This window comes from Lutibacter litoralis (assembly GCF_014646675.1).
In the GTDB taxonomy this organism is placed as follows: Bacteria; Bacteroidota; Bacteroidia; order Flavobacteriales; family Flavobacteriaceae; genus Lutibacter; species Lutibacter litoralis.
Genome location: NZ_BMNS01000007.1, coordinates 228,176 through 244,567, shown reverse-complemented (window position 1 = coordinate 244,567; position 16,392 = coordinate 228,176). Strand labels below are relative to the sequence as shown.

19 protein-coding genes are annotated in these 16,392 nt (G+C 29.7%); 7 read left to right on the top strand and 12 right to left on the bottom strand.

Features of this window, described 5'->3' with window-relative positions:
• Nucleotides 1-334: 334 nt before the first annotated feature.
• Both IEW75_RS12640 and IEW75_RS12635 read right to left on the bottom strand, forming a co-directional pair.
• On the bottom strand, nucleotides 335-835 hold the full coding sequence (locus IEW75_RS12640; RefSeq protein WP_134248871.1) for a CAP domain-containing protein: 501 nt from the start codon (nucleotides 833-835) through the stop codon (nucleotides 335-337).
• 339 nt (nucleotides 836-1,174) lie between these two features.
• Nucleotides 1,175-3,205, bottom strand: coding sequence for a M3 family metallopeptidase (locus tag IEW75_RS12635; protein WP_134248872.1), 2,031 nt, complete (start codon nucleotides 3,203-3,205; stop codon nucleotides 1,175-1,177).
• Between the two features lie 178 nt (nucleotides 3,206-3,383).
• On the opposite strand from IEW75_RS12635, the gene IEW75_RS12630 reads away from it, so the two are divergent.
• Nucleotides 3,384-3,530, top strand: a complete 147-nt coding sequence (locus IEW75_RS12630; RefSeq protein WP_158283803.1) for a hypothetical protein — start codon at nucleotides 3,384-3,386, stop codon at nucleotides 3,528-3,530.
• Here IEW75_RS12630 and purE read toward each other — a convergent pair.
• The 3 genes from purE to IEW75_RS12615 are packed head-to-tail and all read right to left on the bottom strand — an operon-like array spanning nucleotide 3,525 to nucleotide 5,667.
• On the bottom strand, nucleotides 3,525-4,016 hold the full coding sequence (gene purE, locus IEW75_RS12625; RefSeq protein ID WP_134248873.1) for a 5-(carboxyamino)imidazole ribonucleotide mutase: 492 nt from the start codon (nucleotides 4,014-4,016) through the stop codon (nucleotides 3,525-3,527). The genes IEW75_RS12630 and purE overlap by 6 nt on opposite strands.
• A 32-nt stretch (nucleotides 4,017-4,048) precedes the next feature.
• Complete coding sequence (locus IEW75_RS12620) at nucleotides 4,049-5,194, bottom strand: 5-(carboxyamino)imidazole ribonucleotide synthase (protein WP_134248874.1); 1,146 nt, start codon at nucleotides 5,192-5,194, stop codon at nucleotides 4,049-4,051.
• 56 nt (nucleotides 5,195-5,250) lie between these two features.
• Nucleotides 5,251-5,667 carry a phosphoribosylaminoimidazole carboxylase gene (locus IEW75_RS12615; protein ID WP_134248875.1) on the bottom strand — a complete coding sequence of 139 codons (417 nt, stop codon included), beginning with the start codon at nucleotides 5,665-5,667 and terminating at the stop codon, nucleotides 5,251-5,253.
• Nucleotides 5,668-5,787: 120 nt separating this feature from the next.
• Here IEW75_RS12615 and greA point away from each other — a divergent pair, with 120 nt between their 5' ends.
• Nucleotides 5,788-6,261: a transcription elongation factor GreA gene (gene greA / locus IEW75_RS12610; RefSeq protein WP_134248876.1), complete on the top strand. Its 474-nt coding sequence runs from the start codon at nucleotides 5,788-5,790 to the stop codon at nucleotides 6,259-6,261.
• An 81-nt stretch (nucleotides 6,262-6,342) separates the two neighbouring features.
• On the top strand, nucleotides 6,343-6,732 hold the full coding sequence (locus IEW75_RS12605) for an HIT family protein (protein WP_134248877.1): 390 nt from the start codon (nucleotides 6,343-6,345) through the stop codon (nucleotides 6,730-6,732).
• A gap of 2 nt (nucleotides 6,733-6,734) precedes the next feature.
• On the opposite strand, the gene IEW75_RS12600 is transcribed toward IEW75_RS12605, so the two are convergent.
• Nucleotides 6,735-7,880 (bottom strand): sensor histidine kinase, encoded by a 1,146-nt coding sequence (locus IEW75_RS12600; protein WP_134248878.1) that lies wholly within the window; start codon nucleotides 7,878-7,880, stop codon nucleotides 6,735-6,737.
• A 224-nt stretch (nucleotides 7,881-8,104) separates the two neighbouring features.
• Here IEW75_RS12600 and IEW75_RS12595 point away from each other — a divergent pair, with 224 nt between their 5' ends.
• The 4 genes from IEW75_RS12595 (at nucleotide 8,105) to IEW75_RS12580 (ending at nucleotide 9,817) form a co-directional block, all read left to right on the top strand.
• Complete coding sequence (locus tag IEW75_RS12595) at nucleotides 8,105-8,479, top strand: DUF3127 domain-containing protein (protein WP_134248879.1); 375 nt, start codon at nucleotides 8,105-8,107, stop codon at nucleotides 8,477-8,479.
• 84 nt (nucleotides 8,480-8,563) lie between these two features.
• Nucleotides 8,564-9,196: a leucyl/phenylalanyl-tRNA--protein transferase gene (gene aat, locus IEW75_RS12590; RefSeq protein ID WP_134248880.1), complete on the top strand. Its 633-nt coding sequence runs from the start codon at nucleotides 8,564-8,566 to the stop codon at nucleotides 9,194-9,196.
• Nucleotides 9,197-9,249: 53 nt separating this feature from the next.
• Nucleotides 9,250-9,576 (top strand): nucleotide pyrophosphohydrolase, encoded by a 327-nt coding sequence (locus IEW75_RS12585; protein ID WP_134248881.1) that lies wholly within the window; start codon nucleotides 9,250-9,252, stop codon nucleotides 9,574-9,576.
• A 1-nt stretch (nucleotide 9,577) separates the two neighbouring features.
• The gene (locus tag IEW75_RS12580) at nucleotides 9,578-9,817 is read left to right on the top strand and encodes a hypothetical protein (protein ID WP_134248882.1); all 240 of its coding nucleotides are present in this window, start codon (nucleotides 9,578-9,580) and stop codon (nucleotides 9,815-9,817) included.
• Between the two features lie 25 nt (nucleotides 9,818-9,842).
• Here the strand turns inward: IEW75_RS12580 and IEW75_RS12575 are convergent, their stop codons facing one another.
• The 6 genes from IEW75_RS12575 to IEW75_RS12550 all read right to left on the bottom strand — a co-directional run bounded on the left by IEW75_RS12575 (nucleotide 9,843) and on the right by IEW75_RS12550 (nucleotide 16,387).
• Nucleotides 9,843-10,118: a heavy-metal-associated domain-containing protein gene (locus IEW75_RS12575; RefSeq protein WP_134248883.1), complete on the bottom strand. Its 276-nt coding sequence runs from the start codon at nucleotides 10,116-10,118 to the stop codon at nucleotides 9,843-9,845.
• Nucleotides 10,119-10,278: 160 nt separating this feature from the next.
• Nucleotides 10,279-10,848 carry a c-type heme family protein gene (locus IEW75_RS12570; protein WP_134248884.1) on the bottom strand — a complete coding sequence of 190 codons (570 nt, stop codon included), beginning with the start codon at nucleotides 10,846-10,848 and terminating at the stop codon, nucleotides 10,279-10,281.
• Nucleotides 10,848-11,258, bottom strand: a complete 411-nt coding sequence (locus IEW75_RS12565) for a rhodanese-like domain-containing protein (RefSeq protein ID WP_134248885.1) — start codon at nucleotides 11,256-11,258, stop codon at nucleotides 10,848-10,850. Before IEW75_RS12565 ends, IEW75_RS12570 begins: the two co-directional genes overlap by 1 nt.
• A 131-nt stretch (nucleotides 11,259-11,389) precedes the next feature.
• Entirely contained in the window at nucleotides 11,390-12,805 is a 1,416-nt protein-coding gene (locus IEW75_RS12560) for an MBL fold metallo-hydrolase (protein ID WP_134248886.1), read from the bottom strand.
• A 109-nt stretch (nucleotides 12,806-12,914) separates the two neighbouring features.
• The gene (locus IEW75_RS12555; protein ID WP_134248887.1) at nucleotides 12,915-14,651 is read right to left on the bottom strand and encodes a SulP family inorganic anion transporter; all 1,737 of its coding nucleotides are present in this window, start codon (nucleotides 14,649-14,651) and stop codon (nucleotides 12,915-12,917) included.
• Nucleotides 14,652-14,662: 11 nt separating this feature from the next.
• On the bottom strand, nucleotides 14,663-16,387 hold the full coding sequence (locus IEW75_RS12550) for a SulP family inorganic anion transporter (RefSeq protein WP_134248888.1): 1,725 nt from the start codon (nucleotides 16,385-16,387) through the stop codon (nucleotides 14,663-14,665).
• Nucleotides 16,388-16,392: the final 5 nt, after the last annotated feature.

Genomic DNA, 16,392 nt, shown 5'->3' with positions numbered 1-16,392 from the left:
AAAAAGGCAGTCGCACTATGCATTTACTTGGATTCTACTACCGTTGTGGGGACGACAATTTTTTCAAGAAATTATATACGGCTGCTTATTATTTATTATAAAATACTTTTAAAAGTTGTTATTATTTCACCTTTATTGTTTATGAAGTTGAAATTAAAATAAAAGTGTTAATCATAAAATATGATTAACACTTTTATTTTTTAATGATCTTTTCAATATTTTAAAAGAGGTTTTCTTTTGTAATCAATTAAACTTGCTGTTTACAATTAAAAGATTAAGTGAAATTTTATTATTTCAAAAAAAAAATGTACCGTGGCACTTCTCTAAATATTATTTATTTTTTTATAAAAATATGAGTGAAATAATTTCTACCATTATCATCAGATTCTGTTGAGATACCAAAATGAGTAAAATCAGGATTTTCTATATTTTTTTTATGTTCTAAACTGTTAATCCAACCATTTACAACTGCTTGTGCCGAGCTGTATCCATAAGCAACGTTTTCTGAAATAAATTTTGCTCCTGCATTTTTGATTAAGTTCTGAGCCCTTAGATTAAAGTTAGCATGGCTCACTTCTCCTTTAGTAATCATATAGCTTGTATGAGTATCCGCTTCTTTAGAAATAATATTTAAAACTTTAAGAGTACTTAAATTATTCGTCTCCCTATACTTATTTACCAAATTTAAAATTTCAGTTTCAATATCTGAGTATTCTACGTTAATTGATGTTTCTTCAATTTTACTTGATTCAAATAAATTAATGTCATCATCTGCTGGAGAACAAGAACACAATAATGATAAAACTATTACAAAGGAAAAAGAGAATCGTTTCATTTTTGTGGGGTTTTATAAGGTTGGGGTTAATTTATTTGGGGTTTGGGGCTAAAAAAAACAACAACAAGTTCTATCTATAAAGAATAAACCTGTTGTCGTTTTTGAATATTGGGGTGTTTGTTAAAAATAAATTCATGATAATCATTGGGGTTATGAATTAATTACTCAACAAATATAGGTTTAAATACCCTCCCAAACAAATAATATACCATTTATTTGCAATAAAACACCGTTTATATGATTTTACAACCCTTTTATATGGAATTTCAATACTATTGTATGGAAAACCTATACTGTTTAAATTAAATTTAGGAGTATTTATTTTTTATGAATTTTCAATTATTTGAGCAAACCAGCCCTCTTTAACAAGGCTGTGTTGTCTGGTTTTTTACCTCTAAAAAGTTTATATAGTTTCATAGGGTTTTCCGTACCTCCTCTTTCTAAAACAAAAGATTTAAATTTTCTTGCAGTTTCTTTGTCAAAAATACCTTTTTCTAAAAACAACGCAAAAGCATCTGCATCTAATACTTCAGCCCATTTATAAGAATAATATCCAGAAGAATAACCTCCCTGAAAAATATGCGAAAAGGAAGTGCTCATACAGTTTTCTTTAATATCTGGATAGAGGTTAGTATTTTTAAACGAGGTTAACTCAAATTCTTTTACATTTTTTATCTCAGATGGGTTTTTACTATGCCAATTCATGTCTAAAAGTCCAAAGCTAATTTGGCGCACCGTATGCATCCCCTCTAAAAAGTTTGAAGATCTTTTAATTTTATCAATTAATTCCATTGGTATTAATTCATTTGTTTCAAAATGCTTAGCAAATAAATTTAAGGCTTCTTTTTGGTAGCACCAATTTTCAAATAATTGACTCGGAAGTTCAACAAAATCCCAATATACATTTGTTCCAGATAAACTTGGATAGGTGGTATCTGCCAACATTCCGTGTAAAGCATGACCAAACTCATGAAACAATGTAGTAACTTCATTAAAAGTTAATAATGAGGGCTTTGTTTCTGTTGGTTTTGTAAAATTACATACTATGGAAATATGAGGTCTAGAATTTTCTCCATTTTTTACCCATTGCCCTTTAAAAGTAGTCATCCATGCACCATTTCGTTTACCTGGTCTTGGGAAAAAATCTGCATACAAGATAGCTATATAGTTACCTGAAGTATCTGTAACTTTATATGTTATTACATCTTTATGGTAGGTGTCTATGGTTGTTATTTCTTCAAACTGTAAATCGTACAATTTGGTTGAAATCTGAAAAACCCCAGCAATTACATTTTCTAATTTAAAATAAGGTTTTAGTCTCTCCTCTTCTAAATCAAAAAGTTCTTTCTTTAATTTTTCTGAATAGTAAGAACCATCCCATTTTTCAAGTTTCTCAATCCCATCTTTCTTTGCAATCTCTGTGAGTTGAGTAAATTCTTTTTTAGCAGCAGGTGATGCTTTTTTTAAAATATCATTTAAAAATGTGTTGACATTTTCAGGGGTTTGCGCCATTCTTTCTTCTAAAACAAAATGTGCGTGGGATTTGTAACCCAATAAAACAGCTCTTTTATGTCTATAGTTTACAATATCTAAAACAATTTGTTGATTATCGTATTTGTTATTTTTAAACGCCTTGGCTCCAAAAGCAATAGCTAATTTTTTCCTTAAATTTCTATCTTCTGCATACATCATAAATGGAACGTAACTAGGATAATCTAATGTAATTACCCAACCATCCTTATTTTTATGTTTAGCGTTAATTGCTGCCGCTTCAATAACACTTTCTGGTAAACCCGCTAATTGATCTTCGGTAGTTAAATGCAACTCAAAAGCATTGGTTTCTGCTAAAACGTGTTCTCCAAATTTTAATTTTAATTTTGAAAGTTCTGTATCAATTTTCCTTAATTCATCTTTTTTATCGATTTCTAAATTAGCACCGTTTCTAGTAAAACTTTTATACTTCTTAGATAAAAGCATATCTTGTTCAATTGATAAATTAAGTTCTTCTTTAATGTTGTTAAGAAACTGTACTCTCTTAAATATTTTCTCGTTTAAAGTTATGTCATTTGAAAATTCAGATAACATTGGCGAAACTTCCTGTGCAATTTGTTGAATCTCATCATTAGTTTCCGCACTATTTAAATTAAAAAAAACACTTGAAATTCTATCTAATTTTTCGCTACAAAACTCTAGTGCTTCAATAGTGTTCTCAAAAGTAGGCGGATCTTCGTTATTTGCTATTTGGTCAATTTCTTCTTTTGCAATTTTTATCCCTTCAATAAATGCAGGTTTAAAATGTTCATTTTTAATTTTTGAAAAAGGAGCAGATGAGTATACTGTATTAAATTTTTCTAATAATGGGTTTTTCATAATTGAGATAGAGTCTTTTTTATAAACAAAGGTATTATTTATACTGGTTTTTTAGTAAAATCTAATATAAAAATAAAAGCGTTTTATTTTTATATTAGATACTATTTACTGCAAAGGAACGTTATATTATATAGATAAATGTAAGAGAATAGTCCATTTAATTTTAATAGATACAATTATGAAATCTATTTTTAAAAAAACTAAAAAAACACTTACAATGAAAATTAAAAATAAAATGTTAAAACTTAATACACTTGCACCAGGATTTAATTACAAAAATAAAAATGGAGCAGTTAATAAACCCAAAACAGGTATTTTATTATAATTTGTTTTTAAGATTTTCAGAAGCTTTAATAACTTTTGTTTTTAAATTCTCCTTGTAAAGTAACATCTTTTCAAGTACAGTTTTATTTGAGCTACCTATAATTTGTGCGGCTAAAATACCTGCATTAAGTGCTCCATCAAGTGCAACTGTTGCTACGGGAACTCCTCCTGGCATTTGAAGTATAGATAAAACTGAATCCCAACCATCAATTGAATTTCTAGACTTTACGGGTACTCCAATTACTGGCAATGGACTCATTGAAGCCACCATTCCAGGTAAATGAGCAGCGCCACCAGCTCCAGCAATTATTACCGAAATCCCTCTTAAATGCGCATTTTTAGAGTATGTAAATAGTTTTTCTGGTGTTCTATGTGCTGAAACTATATCAACTTCAGTTTCAATATCAAAGCTTTTTAAAATATCTATTGCCTGTTGCATAACTGGAAGATCTGAATCACTTCCCATTATTATTCCTACTTTACTCATAATCAGTTAAAAGGTTTAAAAGTTGAATGTTGCTAATAACTCACAACTCGAATCGTGTTTTTTACATTTTCAGCAATTTTGCGTGCTTCATCTAGATTATTATTTACAATCGTAACATGTCCCATTTTTCTGAAAGGTCTCGTTTGTTTTTTTCCATAAATATGAGGTGTAACGCCGTCCATATTTAGAATTTTCTCCATATTTTCATAAATAACATCTCCCGAAAACCCTTCCGCTCCTACCAAATTTACCATAATTCCAGCAACTTTACTAGCTGTACTTCCTAAAGGAAGGTTTAAAATGCTTCTAACATGTTGTTCAAATTGATTGGTATAAGATGCTTCAATGCTATAATGACCACTATTATGCGTTCTTGGAGCTACTTCATTTACCAAAATTTTATCATCTTCCGTTTGAAATAATTCAACAGCTAATAAACCAATATGTTTAAAAGATGCTGCAACTTTTAATGCAACGTTTGTTGCTTTTTCTGCAACTTCATTAGAAATTCTAGCAGGACAAACAACATATTCTACCTGGTTGGCTTCTGGATGAAATTCCATTTCAACTACTGGATAGGTTCTTATTTCACCACTTTTATTTCGAGCAACAATAACTGCCAATTCATTTTTAAATGGAATTAAATCTTCAACAATACAATCGGTATCTGCTAAAACATTTAAATCATCTTGATTTTTTACAATTTTAACACCTGTACCATCATATCCAAATTGAGCAGACTTCCATACAAAAGGAAATTTTAAGCCTTCCTTTTTTAATTCATTTAATGAAGAAAAACGCTTATGAGGTGAAGTTGGAATATTGTTTTTTACAAAAAAATCTTTTTGTTTTCCTTTATGTTGAATTGATTGTAAAACACTCGGTTGCGGATATACTTCTAATCCTTCCTGCTCTAATTTTAAAAGAGCGTCAATGTTAACATGTTCAATTTCAATAGTTAATAAATCAACCTTTTTTCCAAAATTGTAAACAGTATCAAAATCTAGCAAGTTTCCTTGGTGAAATTCGTTACAAATTTGTGCACACGGGGCATCTGCAGCACCATCTAAAATAGCAGTATAAATATCGAATTTATGAGTTTCAGTTAACAACATCTTACCTAATTGGCCTCCGCCTAGAACTCCTAACTTAAAATCTGATGAGAAATAATTTTTCACTTTTTATGCTTTCGGACAAAAATAGTAATCTGTTTTAATTTAATAGGCATCTAATGTTAAAAGTTTGTAATATTTAGGGTTGAACCACTTTTAACAACTCTATATTCTCTTGCAAAATGTCTATTTCCAGAAGTTTGGGGTGAACCATCATAAATGCTATATTCGCTATTATCACAAGTACATTTAAGCTTAAGGCTTCCATCAAAAACCATGGGAGTTGTGCAATCATAATTTGGACAGGCTCTTTCAAAAGCTTTAAAAGGAGGGTTTCCAATACCCGTATTTTGTATAATAATACCTTGTATTGCGCCACTGGTATATGCCCAGCCACTTGGAACTTGAAGGTCTATATATTGTGGTAAATTTAAATTTACAGTTACGCTAAAACTAATTTCTGGTAAAATATCATTTGTCTCATTTTTTTCGCAAGAAATAAATAATAATACTAAAAACAATACAAGCAATTTGCGCATAATTATAAGGTACCTTTACTGGTTTAACGGTTGCAATTTACAAATATTTCGTATCTTTGTCTTAAATCTCATTCTGGCTTTCAGTTGTGGGATTTTTTGTATTTATTAAAATGATAAGTTATGAGTAAAATTTCGTATTATTCTGAAGAAGGAATGAAAAATCTAAAGAAAGATTTAGATCATTTAGAACATGTAGAACGCCCAAGGGTTAGTAATGATATTGCCGAAGCAAGAGATAAAGGTGATTTAAGCGAGAATGCCGAATACCATGCTGCAAAAGAAGAACAATCTCATTTAGAATTAAAAATAGCAAAACTTAAAGAAGTTATTTCTAATGCTAGAATTATAGACGAGTCTAAATTAGATACTTCTAAAATATTAATCCATTCAAAAGTAAGACTAAAGAATACTGCAAATAACATGGAATTTAAATATACCTTAGTTGCAGATTCTGAAACAAATATTAAAGAAGGAAAATTATCAGTAAACTCTCCTATCGGCAAAGGACTACTTGGTAAAAAAGTTGGTGAAGTTACTGATATTCAGGTGCCAAGTGGTATTTTAAATTTTGAAATTTTAGAAATTTCTAGATAGTACTATAAATTAAATACGTTTAAAACCCTTTTCAATTGTCAAATTGAGAAGGGTTTCTTATTTTTGATTAAAATTGATTGTATGAGTTCTATATTCACAAAAATAATTAATGGCGAAATTCCTTCGTATAAAGTAGCAGAAAATGAGAAATTCTATGCGTTTCTAGATATTAATCCAAATGCAAAAGGACATACATTAGTCGTTCCTAAAGAAGAAGTAAATAAACTTTTTGATTTAGACGAGGAATCGTATAATCAACTGATGATTTTTTCAAGAAAAATTGCTATCGCTATTGAAAAAGTGATTCCTTGTGAGAGAATTGGATTGAGTGTTATTGGACTGGAAGTTCCTCATGTACACGTACACTTAATTCCGTTACAGAAAATGGAAGACATTCAATTTATAAAAAAAGTAAAACTATTACCTGAAGAATTTGAAAAGACTGCGAAAGCAATTGCTGCAAATCTTTAAGCTTATTTTTTTAACACTATTAAAAAAGTAGTTCCCTTTTTTAATTCAGATTTTAACACACTTATTTTACCATTGTGGTAATCTTCTATAATGCGTTTTGCTAAAGACAATCCTAATCCCCAACCGCGTTTTTTAGTAGTAAAACCAGGTGAAAATATTTTCTGTTGTAGGTTTCTAGAAATTCCTTTTCCAGTATCCATTATTCTAATAAAAACGTGTTTATCATCTTCTGAAATAGAAAGGTTTATTTTACCTTTCCCCTCCATAGCATCAATAGCGTTTTTAATAAGATTTTCAATAACCCAACTAAACAATTGAATGTTAATACTACTGAAGATTTCGAGATTAGACGTTTTAAATTTAAATTCAACCTGTTTAGAACTTCTCAATTCTAAATAATTAAAAGAATCTTTAGTTGCCTTTACAATATTGTGCTTTTTTAAAACTGGAATTGATCCAATTTTTGAAAAACGTTCTGCAATTATATTTAGCCTATTAACATCATTCTCAATCTCTTGCACAGTGTTTTCATCTGTATTCTCAAGTCGTAAAATTTCAATCCAACCTAATAAAGATGATAACGGTGTTCCTATTTGATGCGCAGTTTCTCGAGCCATACCAGTCCAAAGTTTATTTTGATCGGCGACTTTATTCGACTTAAAAAATAAATAAATTACACTGGCAAATAAAAATAAAATAAGAATTAAGGCTACAGGATAATACTTTAATTTAGTTAATAAATCAGAATCTCTGTAATAAATAAACTGACTCGTATTTCCCCGTTTATGACTAACTATTAAAGGAGCATTTTGACCTTTCATAATAGCCAATTGCTTTTTTAAATAATCCATCTTTTTTGTTTTAACAGAATCTAAATTAGCCCATAAAGTAATACTATCTTGTTCTGTAATAATCATTGGAATATTGTTATTTTTCCCAATAATCTTATCTTCCAAAGAAAAATCAGCATTTAAATCGAATGTATCAAATCGCTCATATGCACCCGCTAAAATTTCCATTTTAGCACGTTCTTCGTTTTTAAACTTCTGAAAAAAATCATAGGTATTCCATAAAATAAGTGCTACAATAATAAATGAAGTTATTATTACAGCCCAACGAATTATTTGTACGTTTTTGTATGAAGCCATTAGTCAAATATAGAATATATGTTGTATATAACTGAAAAATTAAAACCTTATTATTAAAAGTAATAATTTTAACCAAACTTTTTTTTGATGTTAATAAGTTTACAAAATAAGATAAGTAATATATTGGGTTTGATGTTCTAAAAAAATTACATTTGTGAAATCTATTTAGGATAAAATGAAAAGAATTGGTGTGTTCTAGCACCCTTAATGAAAAAATTTGAAATATGGAAGTTACTGGAAAAATTAAATTAATTAATGAAACACAAACGTTTGGAGCAAGTGGTTTCAGAAAAAGAGAATTGGTTGTTACTACAAACGAGCAATATCCACAAATGTTAATGATAGAATTTATTCAAGATAAATGTGATTTATTAAATAATTATCAAGTTGGGCAAGATGTTAAAGTGTCTATAAACCTAAGAGGTAGAGAATGGATTAATCCAGAAGGTGTTGCTAAATATTTTAATTCAATACAAGGTTGGAGAATTGAGGCTGTGCAAGCTGAAGGAGGTCAAGAAGTTCCGCCTATGGCACCATTAGACAATCTTGAAACAATTTCAAAAACTGATGATAACGAACCAGATGACTTACCTTTTTAAGGAAGTTTAAATATTATTTAAAAGAGAAAAGCGAAAGTTTTTCTCTTTTTTTGTTTCAGTATATTTGTAAAAAATTAAAAATACATGTTTTTACTTTCAAAAGATTTGGTGTTTCCTCCTGTTCATCTAGCAGATAAAGATGGTTTATTGGCCATTGGTGGAGACTTGTCTTTAGAACGTTTATTACTAGCTTATAAAAGTGGAATTTTTCCGTGGTATAATCCTGGAGAGCCCATTATTTGGTACAGTCCAAATTTAAGGATGGTCTTATTTCCAAAGGATTTAAAAATTTCAAAAAGCATGAAGCAAATAATCCGTAAAAATGAGTTTAAAATTACATTTAATAAGAATTTTAAAGCGGTTATTTCAAATTGTAAAACCATTAAAAGAGATGGTCAAGGAGGAACATGGATCACTGACGAAATGCAAGATGCTTATTTAAAATTACACGAAAAAGGAATTGCAAAATCTGTAGAGGTTTGGCTCGAAAATGAATTAGTTGGCGGCTTATATGGCATTGATTTAGGAACTGTTTTTTGTGGAGAAAGTATGTTTAGCAAAATAAGTAATACTTCAAAATTAGCATTTATTTATTTGGTTCAGAAACTTGAAAAAGAAAATTACAAGCTAATTGATTGTCAGGTTTATAACCCTCATTTAGAAAGTTTAGGTGCTGATGAAATTTTTAGGGAAGATTTTTTGAAGTATTTGAAATAGAAAGATATTCTAAGAACTTCATTACCTTTGAATATTAATAAAAACACCAAAAAATGAATATAAAAAACGCACAGCTAATAGTTGATACTTGGATTAAGGAACACGGCGTTCGTTATTTTAATGAATTAACTAATATGGCGCAATTAACAGAAGAAGTTGGCGAAGTTGCTCGGATTATAGCAAGAAGATATGGTGAGCAAAGTGAAAAAGAAAGCGATAAAAACAAAGATTTAGGAGAAGAATTGGCAGATGTTGTTTTTGTAGTTTTATGTTTAGCGAACCAAACTGGTATAGATTTACAAGCTGCTTTTGATAAAAAAATGGATATTAAAACGGAGCGTGATCACGATCGACATCATAACAATAAAAAACTAAAATAACATGAATCAATATAAAAAAGCAACATTTTTACATCTAACCCTCAGATTTGGGGCCGCATTTTTGGTATTGTTTTCAATAGTGAAAATTGGGTTAAAAATATTGAGGTCTGGAAGTTTTAATCAAATGATTACAGATTATTTTGGACCAGAAACCTGGTACCGATTTGTTGGTCAACTTTTATTAGCCTCACTATTTTATGGGCTTTTTATGGCTGGCTATTATAAGTTTATAAAAAAGTAATATGCTATAATATTAAGTTCTATAATTACTCTGTCTCAGAAGTCATTCTGCCAGTTGCACAACTTACAAAAGATTTTGCTTTATGAATTATTGTATTTGCATCACCCACTTCAGGATATCCCATGGAAGCTAGTTTACTTTTAACATTTATTAATACAGTAACATCTTCTGAATTTATTGTTACTTTAGAAGTTTCCAAATCTACTGAAACCTCAGTTACTCCTTCAATGGCTAACATTCCCTTTTTTATAGAATTAGCACATCCACCACATTTTAAATTTAATATTTCTAGTATAGTCATTTTATATTTTTTAATTAATTTATGTAATTTTAAGAATGCCTTCCAACTACAATCTTCAATACTTTCAAATTTAGTTTAAAAAAATAAACAATTTGAAATATAATAAAACCTTAATAAATAGTATCATTCTTATTTGTTCTGCTGATAATGATATTAGCTATTATTCATTAAATGTAATACTCCAAACACCTCTAACATCACCTTCACTATAACCTGTTGCAATATCAAAAGGATATGTTAATTTTATGATTGAATCTGTTTTAACAGACATTGTTTCATTTACTTTACCATGACAAACCAAACAGTTAGCTTTTACAATTATTGGTGCGTAAAAATGTTTATTATTTGTTGCATCAATTTCGATAATTGGTTTTAGCTCTTTATTTTTGGCAACAGAATTTTTATAATTATTTATAATATCTAACTCTCTTTCAGTAGGTTCTATTTTACAACTTCTTAATTGGTCTGAAGACCTTACGATTGTAACATTATATTTTGATGCTACTTCGTTTAAAATAGGTCCAGCTTGTTCTTTGCAAAAAGGTACTGCTTGTGCTGGCCCACCAGCTTTCATTTGCGCCATCAATTCTGTACTTAATGCTTTAAATGAGGCCTGTGCAATCTCTTTACCTTTTAATGTGTATTCTTCTTTTTCCTTTTCAGAAAAACCATTGTTACAAGAGAATAAAGTTGCAACAACAAAAAGTATTGTAATTTTTTTTAACATCATTATTTCACTATTTTATATTGATTTCTAGCCCAACTTATAATACCTCCCTCTAAATCATTTACTTCTATAAATCCTAAATTTTTAAGTTTTTTTGCTGCAGATGAAGTTCTACTTCCCGATCTGCAATAAATATAAATTGGTTTACTTTTATCAAGTTTAGCTACTTGTTCTAAAAATGTTTTATCATAATAATTAATATTAATTGCTCCTTCAATATAACCTTGGGTAAATTCGCGCGGAGTTCTAATATCTACAATGGTATTGTTTTTAGATTTTTCTTTAAATTCTAAAGCAGAAATATGCTTAATTTCTCCCAACTGATTATCAGTTTTAGAATTGTTTTTAGTATTACAACTTAAAGTTAAGATTGAAATAAAAATTAATAGTGATAGTTTTAGTGTAGTCTTCATGTGCTCTATTTTTTTTTGCAAAGCTATGGTTTCAATTATTAGTTTGTAGTAACTAAAGTTACGAATTTTAAATAAAATGCATAAAAAAGGGAGTTAAAAACTCCCTAAATATTAAATTAAAAAAGAACATTCTAAAGCAATGTTGTTGGGCAAACATATTCGGTAAGTTCCACCCCTGTATCTTTTATATCTTTAAAACCACCTCTAACATCGGTTACGTTTTTAACGCCATTAGCCATAAAAATTGATGCTGCAATTAAAGAGCGATAACCACTTGCACAATGTAAAACATACTCCTTATCCGGTTTAATTTCAGCAAAATTTGTATGAATATAATCTAATGGAAAATTTTCAACCCCATTGACATGTTCAGATTGGTATTCCGACTCTTTTCTAACATCCAATAACACTTCCTTGGCTCCTTCTTTTAGTTTATTCGCAAATTTTATAGCAGAAATAGAGCCTATTTTATCAACTTTATGTCCAGCTGCTAACCAAGAGTGAATTCCTCCACGCAAATAACCCCGTACATTATCATAACCCACACGAGAAAAACGAGTAACAACTTCATGTTCTCTTCCTTCTTCTGCTATAAAAATTATTTTCTGATTAATATCCTTAATTAATGCTCCTACCCATGGCGCAAAACCGCCTTCGACTCCAATATACCAAGCACCAGGAACTGTACCTTCTTCAGTATACAATTCTTTTGAACGTGTGTCAACAACTAAAATATCTTCTTGTTCGCTCATTTCTTTAAACGAATCTGCATCAATTGGAGTTGTTCCTCTTTTTAAAATTTCATCAATACTTGTATTAATACCTTTATTCATTCTTACATTATTTCCAAAGTATTGTGGTGCTGGTTTTAAACCTGTAGTAACTTCTTTAATAAATTCTTCTTTTGTCATATCCGCTCTTAAAGCATAATTTGTTTTCTTTTGATTTCCGAGCGTATCAAAAGTCTCTGAGCTCATATTTTTTCCACAAGCTGAACCCGCTCCATGGTTTGGATATACAATTATATCATCTGGTAATGTCATAATTTTATTTCGAAGAGAATCAAATAAATGACCCGCCAAATCTTCTTGTGTTAAATCGGATTTCACCGCTAAATCTGGTCTTCCAACATCACCTATAAATAAACAATCTCCAGTAAATACATACGGTTTATTTCCTTTCTCATCTATTAATAAATAAGATGAAGATTCCATAGTATGACCAGGTGTGTGTAATAATTTAAGCGTTAAGGCTCCTATTTTAAATTCTTCTCCATCTTTACCTTGATGAATATCATAATTTGGATTTGCATTTGGACCAAAAACTATGGTAGCACCTGTCTTTTTTGCTAAATCTACTTGACCAGAAACAAAATCTGCATGAAAGTGAGTTAAAAATACATATTTAATTTTAGCTCCATCAGCTTTTGCCATTTCTATATATGGTTCAGTTTCTCTTAAAGGATCAATAATTGCTGCTTCTCCATTTGAATGGATATAGTAAGCCATCTCTGCCAAGCATCCCGTAAACAATTGCTCTACTTTCATAATTATCTGATTTTTATTTTGTTAAACTTATTTCTCTTTCTTCAAATCTACAAGATTGTGAATATCTATTTGTAATCGAGGTTACATTATCTATAAAATTTAGATTTTTTTAACCATTTGTTTGATTGATAAAATCGAAATATTTCACCTCAATTTCTTTATTTTTTTTTCGATCTTCAAATGCATCTACTGCCTCTTGAATACTCATAAAACAGTTAGAATAATCTATTTTTTTAATAATTTTACTTTTATCTAAAATATCTCTAACAGGTCCTTTCATTCCACTAAAAGCAATTTCTACCCCCATATTTTTATACTTATTTATAACGTCTTTCAACATAAAAATACCAGAACTATCAACACTATTTATACTTTCCCAATCAATAATTATAAGTTTTAATTTAGATCCTTTTTCATTTACAAACTCATCTAATTTGTCTTTAAAAAATGACACATTTGCAAAGTATAATTGGGCATCAAACCTCACTATTAAAATATCATCCGCGATCTTTAGTAATCCTTCAAAGCGATTTATATTTCTGTAAAAATGGGTGGATCTCACTTGTCCTAAAACTGCAAAATGTGGTTTTGTACTTCTATAAATTAACATTGCTAAAGACAAAATTATTCCAATAAATATCCCCTCCTTTATACCTACTGTAGCAGTAACAATTAATGTAATATTTAAAATTAATAGTTCTCTTTTTGAATAGGTTAGCAATTCCTTTGGCATTGAAAAATCTAACAATCCATAAACCGCAACTACAATTATTGCTCCAAGTACAGCTTTTGGTAAATAGAAAAAAACTGGTGTTAAAAATAGTAATGTTATACCAACAATTAACCCTGAAATAATTGCAGCAAATGGTGTTTTTGCTCCAGTTTGATTGTTAACCGCAGTTCTAGATAAGCCTCCTGTTGCAGGATATGTTTGAAAGAAAGAACCTACAATATTTCCTAAACCTATTGCTATTAATTCTTGATTTGGATTTACTTTATAATTGCTATGTCTAATTTCAATGGCTTTCGCAACTGAAATTGCTTCTAAAAAAGCAATAAAAGATAGTGTTAACGCTATTGGGAATAAATCAATCAGCGTATTTTTTTCAAATTTAGGAATTGTAAATTCAGGTAACCCTTTAGGAATTTCACCTAAAATTTGAACTCCAAATTGCTCTAATTGAAATACTCTAACCGATACAATACCCAATACTACAACTACCAATGCAGCAGGAATTTTAGTTGTTAGGCGTTTTAAAAAAACTAGGATTAATATTGAAGAAACACCGATTGCAAAAGTGAGCCAGTTTATTTCTCTTAATTGCTGAAAAGCATCAAAAACTAAAGTATGAATTTTATTATCTCGTAAAATTTGAACACCCAACAAATGTTTTAATTGATTTAAACCAATAATTAAAGCTGCGGCTGATGTAAACCCACTTATAACGGGCCTTGATAAAAAATTTACTAAAAAACCCAATTTAAAAAAACCGAAAACAACTTGTAAAAAACCCATCATAAAAGCTAAAAGAATGGCAAATTCAATAAAGTTTTCTGTTCCAATTTGTGCTAATGCCGCAACCCCAGAAGCAACTATTAAAGAATCCATGGCAACAGGACCAACAGCTAATTGACGTGATGTTCCAAAAATAGCGTACACAATTTGTGGAATCATTGCTGTGTATAATCCATAAATTGGAGGTAAACCCGCAATCATGGCATAAGCAATTCCTTGCGGAATTAACATAATTCCAACAGTTAAACCGGCCTCTAAATCACCTTTAAACCACGCCTTTTTATAATTTGGGAGCCAGTCTAAAATTGGTATGTATTTTTTAAAATTCATTTTTAAAAATTTTAGCTACACTCATCGTAAATTTTAACCTTACACTCTGAACAAACTTGTTTATCTAGATGCTTAAAAATTGTGGCTATTGCTGTATTTTTATCTTTAAAAAAGTTTTCTTCTTTAATAATTTTTGCAAATCCACCTTTTTGAAGCACATCTTGACTAATTAATTTTAACCCTACAAAATAAATTCCACCTCCCCTATTTCGCCATTTTAAAACTTCCTGCGACAACCATTCTGCCCCAGCTATATCTATAAAGTTAATCCCATTTGCAAGAATTAATAAATATTTTTGATCGTTCTTTTCATATAAATCTGTAAAATATTTAGAAATACCATCTACAGCTCCAAAATAAATTGAACCATCTATTCTTATCATTTTTAATTGTGGACATTCTTTGGTGGTAGCATCTCTAATTATATTAAAAAACTTATTGTCTTGATTTTTTCCAACAATTGCAATATTTGGTTTTGAAGTTTTCTCCAAGTAAAAAAATAATGAAATAAGAATACCCAAAAACAGTGCTGTTTCTAGTTCTAAAAATAACGTCCCTAATAAGGTCACTGAAAGCACAATAAATTCTCGCTTACTACTTTTTACAATTTGCTTAATACGTTTAAAGTCAATTAAATTATAACCAACTAGCAAAATAATACCGCCCATAGCAGGTTTTGCTAAATACGAAGCATACGTTGCAAAAAACAACACTACTAATAATAACCCAATAGCTGATACTATAGCTGCTAAAGGCGTTTTTGCACCAGCTTGATAATTTACACCCGAACGTGAAAAAGATCCCGAACTAACATACGATGAAAAGAAACTAGAAATAATATTTGTTAAACCCTGACTTACAAACTCTTGATTATTATTCAATTTTTGATGAGAGCTTAGTGAAATAACCCGAGATATAGAAACTGCTTCAACTAAACCAATTAAAGCCAAGGTAATTGCTCCTGAAGTTAGCATCCGCATATCTTCAAAATTAAAATCTGGTATTTTAAAAGGTGGTAAATTAGAAGGAACATCTCCAATTGTTTCAATACTATGAAGATTTCCTCCTAAAACAACAGCCAAAACACTTCCTAAAATCATTGCAAAAAGCATATTTAATCTAGAAATATATCTAACCTTTTTAATGAGAAGCGCAATTAAAAGCGTTCCTATTGCCACCCCTAATACATATAAATTTGTTTCTTTAATATGTGAGATTATATATGCAATAATTTCATAAAATGAACTTCCTTGTGGAACATTTATTCCAAATACATGTTTTAATTGTTTAAATGCAATTAAAATTCCTGCTCCTGCAGAAAACCCAATAACAACAGTATATGAAACAAAATTTACTAATTTTCCCATCTTAGCCAGCCCCATTACTAATTTAATTACACCAGCCATAAACGACAAAAGTATGGTTAAAGAGACAAATGCTTCCAAATCGGAATCTGGAGTTACAAATTTACTTATTATAGCAAATACAACAATTGATCCTGTAGTAGTAGGTCCAGAAATTAGATGATAAGATGATCCAAATAAGGCTGCAATAACTGGAGTAATCATAGCTGTGTAAAAACCATAAATTGGAGGTAATCCTGCAATCATAGCAAAAGCTACAGCTTGTGGAATAACAATAATTGTGCCTGTAACACCCGCAATTAGGTCATCTTTCCACGTTTTTTTAGTTAAAGGAAGCCAACGTAAAAAAGGAAATATTTTATGTAAACTCATTAGTA